The organism is Pseudomonas sp. SDO55104_S430 (genome assembly GCF_054070595.1).
This window is the reverse complement of sequence record NZ_JBSVXG010000431.1, coordinates 1-2035: the sequence shown is the minus strand read 5'-3', so window position 1 is coordinate 2035 and position 2035 is coordinate 1. Positions and strand designations below refer to the sequence as shown.

Genomic DNA, 2035 nt, shown 5'->3' with positions numbered 1-2035 from the left:
TCGCGAGCAGGCTCGCTCCCACAGGTGACCGAATCCTCATGTGGGAGCGAGCCTGCTCGCGATTGGGACAACTCGGTACAACTGAATAAACATCGAACGCCATCGCGCAACCAAAGGTCTGCTTTCCTGTACCCCAGAACCCATCGATCAAAGGAGACGCTGCCATGTCCGATCCCATGACCCTCAACCAACGCATCGTCCTGGCCTCGCGCCCCGTTGGCGCGCCGACGCCGGAGAACTTTCGCCTGGAGCGGGTCGCGCTCCCCGAACTGGCCGACGGCGAGGTGCTGCTCAAGACCCTCTACCTGTCCCTGGACCCCTACATGCGCGGCCGCATGAGCGATGCGCCGTCCTACGCGGCGCCGGTGGAAATCGATGCGGTGATGACCGGCGGTGCAGTCAGCCGGGTCGAGCAGTCGCGCAACCCCAAGTTCCAGGAAGGTGATCTGGTGGTGGGCGCCACGGGCTGGCAAAGCCACAGCATCAATGACGGCCGCAGCATCATGCCGATTCCTTCGGGGCTGCCGAGTCCCTCCATGGCCCTCGGCGTACTGGGCATGCCCGGCATGACCGCCTACATGGGCCTGATGGACATCGGCCAGCCCAAATCCGGCGAGACCCTGGTGGTCGCAGCCGCATCCGGCGCCGTGGGTTCGGTGGTTGGCCAAGTGGCGAAGATCAAGGGCCTGCGCGTGGTGGGCGTGGCCGGTGGCGCGGACAAATGCCGCTACGTGGTTGAGGAACTGGGTTTCGACGCCTGCATCGATCACAAGAACCCGGACTTTGTCGATGAGCTGGCCAAAGCCTGCCCTCAAGGCATCGACATCTATTACGAGAACGTCGGCGGCAAGGTGTTCGATGCGGTGGTGCCGTTGCTCAATCCCAAGGCGCGGATTCCCCTGTGCGGCCTGATTTCCTCCTACAACGCGACCGAGGCGCCCAGCGGGCCGGATCGCCTGCCGCAATTGCAGCGCGTGCTGCTGACCAAGCGTGTGCGGATTCAGGGTTTCATCGTGTTCGACGACTACGGAGACCGCCAGTCCGAGTTCGGCAGCGCCATGGCGCCCTGGGTGCGTGCGGGCAAGGTGAAATTCCGCGAAGATGTGGTCGATGGCCTGGAAAACGCACCCCAGGCGTTCATCGGTCTGCTGGAGGGACGCAACTTCGGCAAGCTGGTGATTCGCGTCGCCCAGGACTGATGGCCCTGGCCATTTGACGCTAACCGGAGGCGCGGGTATAAACCGCGTCTCGTTGTTTTGTCGGATGTTTCCCCATGAGCTTCAGCCCTTTGATTCGCCAACTGATCGATGCCCTGCGCGTGCTGCCGGGCGTGGGTCAGAAAACCGCCCAGCGCATGGCGTTGCAGTTGCTCGAGCGTGATCGCAGCGGCGGCGCGCGCCTGGCCCAGGCCATGAGCCAGGCCATGGAAGGGGTCGGCCACTGCCGTCAGTGCCGCACGCTGACCGAAGACGACCTGTGCCCGCAGTGCGCTGACACCCGGCGCGACGACACGCTGCTGTGCGTAGTGGAAGGGCCGATGGATGTCTACGCAGTGGAGCAGACCGGTTTCCGCGGTCGCTATTTTGTACTCAAAGGGCACCTGTCGCCCCTCGATGGTCTGGGGCCGGAGGCCATCGGTATCCCGCAATTGATGGCGCGGATCGAGGAAGCGGGGACCTTCACCGAAGTGATTCTCGCCACCAACCCTACCGTCGAAGGCGAAGCCACGGCGCACTACATCGCCCAGTTGCTGAGCAACAAAGGCCTGATCGCTTCGCGTATTGCCCATGGTGTGCCGTTGGGTGGTGAGCTGGAGTTGGTCGATGGCGGGACCCTGGCGCATTCGTTTGCCGGGCGCAAGCCGATCTCCCTCTAGTGATGTGTTGGCTGGGCTGACGCCTTCGCGGGCAAGCCTCGCTCCTACAGGGTTTGGGTTGGAATGGAAAATTTACACACAACGCAAAACCTGTAGGAGCGAGGCTGTTCTGGTCAAGTATTTCCGGACACCAGTTACGGTATTTAGGCCGCCCGTTGC

2 protein-coding genes are annotated in these 2035 nt (G+C 63.1%); both read left to right on the top strand.

Translation table 11 applies throughout. The annotated features are described in order from the left end of the window. Positions 1-164 precede the first annotated feature (164 nt). A complete protein-coding gene (locus ACW9JE_RS30420) occupies positions 165-1199 on the top strand; it encodes an NADP-dependent oxidoreductase (RefSeq protein ID WP_457434869.1) in 1035 nt (344 codons plus the stop codon). A 74-nt stretch (positions 1200-1273) separates the two neighbouring features. Continuing rightward, positions 1274-1876: a recombination mediator RecR gene (gene recR, locus ACW9JE_RS30415; protein ID WP_457434868.1), complete on the top strand. Its 603-nt coding sequence runs from the start codon at positions 1274-1276 to the stop codon at positions 1874-1876. Positions 1877-2035: the final 159 nt, after the last annotated feature.

Coding starts and splice junctions, on each gene's coding strand:
- ACW9JE_RS30420 (WP_457434869.1), top strand. CDS start 165: ATGTCCGATCCCATGACCCTCAACCAACGCATCGTCCTGGCCTCGCGC.
- recR (WP_457434868.1), top strand. CDS start 1,274: ATGAGCTTCAGCCCTTTGATTCGCCAACTGATCGATGCCCTGCGCGTG.